Source organism: Thermobacillus xylanilyticus (assembly GCF_907165215.1).
GTDB classification, from domain to species: Bacteria; Bacillota; Bacilli; order Paenibacillales; family Paenibacillaceae; genus Thermobacillus; species Thermobacillus xylanilyticus.
The window spans coordinates 1-1470 of sequence record NZ_CAJRAY010000040.1 but is presented as its reverse complement, the minus strand read 5'-3'; the positions used below and the strand labels follow the sequence as shown (position 1 = coordinate 1470).

Genomic DNA, 1470 nt, shown 5'->3' with positions numbered 1-1470 from the left:
GAGCCTTTTGCATAATTTCGTTTTGAAGCCAGCTTCATAGGGAGTCCTCAACTAGCAGCAGTTAATTCCTGGCTTTAACGTTTAAAAATGTGTAATTGGAGTTTATTGGTCATAAAAATGGGCAGACCTGCAGAATTTTCGGGAAACGCTCGTTTTTAAGCGACCGCTTTTGCCAAGCGAGATGCGGCTACTGCAGATGCAAGCAGAACGATGGCGTTCAGATACAGGTGAGTTGTTACTTTCTCGATCCCGCGCACATGCAAGGCATCTGCTGTCAAAGAGCATTTCAGTCGCGCATTGCAGCGCTCAACGCTCGTTCGCTCATTGTAAAGTGCTTTCCAGCGTTTGGTATCCCGATGTGGATGGCAATACCGCCGGAGGTCTTCCCTGACGTCCACTTTCACGACCATGCCATAATTCGAGGACGAGCAAGCGGCCATGCCAAGCGGACAGTCGACTTTGCCGGTTGCGTGCGGACAGCGAAACTTCAGGATGTCGCCGTCCGCTCCCCAGTACGTCATGGCATAGCCCATGGAACAGCATGGCGTCCCGTTGGACCGCATGCCGGCAGGCGGTTCCTTCTCGCGCCTGAGGTTGAGCGGAATGATGGCTTGAGCCTTGACGTTTCGCGCGGCCTCGTAAACCTTCAACTGATCATAGCCTGCGTCCAGCATGAAAAACCTCGGAGCGGTTCTGGATGCGGCTTGTTCCATCAGGCCCGGCGCCTTTTCTCCGTCATTGACATGCGCAGGCGTGACTTCCAGCACAAGCGGCAATTCGCTTTTCGTATCGACCGCCAGATGGAGTTTGTACCCAAACCAGGTGATCTTGTTGCCGAACGAATCGAGTTTCACTCCCCAATTGGCATTGCCGGTCTGTTCGCTTTTTCGCTTGGGTTGCTTTCTCTCGTAAGCACGGATGGCGGTGCTGTCAATTGCCACGTGGCTGCCGTCCAGAACACCTTCTAGCCTGAGGTGGGCAACCCGATCCTCAAACAGCCGCTTGGCCAGTTCCTTTTTCGTGACGTCGGCAAACACACGGCTGAGTGTGGAGATGGATGGAGCTTCCCGATCAAGCGAAAGTCCGCACTGATAGCGGAACCGAAGGTCCGTGCTCAACCGATGATGCAAAGCCGTTAAGGTAGCGATTCCTTCAAGAGGGGCGGCCAGAAGCGCACGTAAAATGCCCTGTCTGCAATGTCCGTCGGCGCCTCGGGGTGAACGGCTTCTTAATTCCTTGGCATAGGGTCTGAGATCCAGTGAGCTAAAGAAGATTGGCAATCGCTCTTTTGACTGCATTTTTAGCAATTCCTCGAAGGAAAACAAGCTTTCTTGGAGAATATACATCGTGACTTCACTCCTTAAGTTTTCTTGTTTGGTCACTTGAAAACTTCTCCAAGTTGGGGTGAAGTCCCTTTTTTATGTCCGAAAATCCTTACAAATCAAGGCCTTGGATTATTGCAAAACGCTC

1 protein-coding gene is annotated in these 1470 nt (G+C 52.0%); it reads right to left on the bottom strand.

The window, feature by feature from the left end:
* Positions 1–155: 155 nt before the first annotated feature.
* Positions 156–1346, bottom strand: coding sequence for a transposase (locus KJQ12_RS08425; RefSeq protein WP_213484281.1), 1191 nt, complete (start codon positions 1344–1346; stop codon positions 156–158).
* Positions 1347–1470: the final 124 nt, after the last annotated feature.

What these genes read in the sequence shown, in the direction of transcription:
- KJQ12_RS08425 (WP_213484281.1), bottom strand. Translation starts at nt 1,346, where the DNA reads ATGTATATTCTCCAAGAAAGCTTGTTTTCCTTCGAGGAATTGCTAAAA.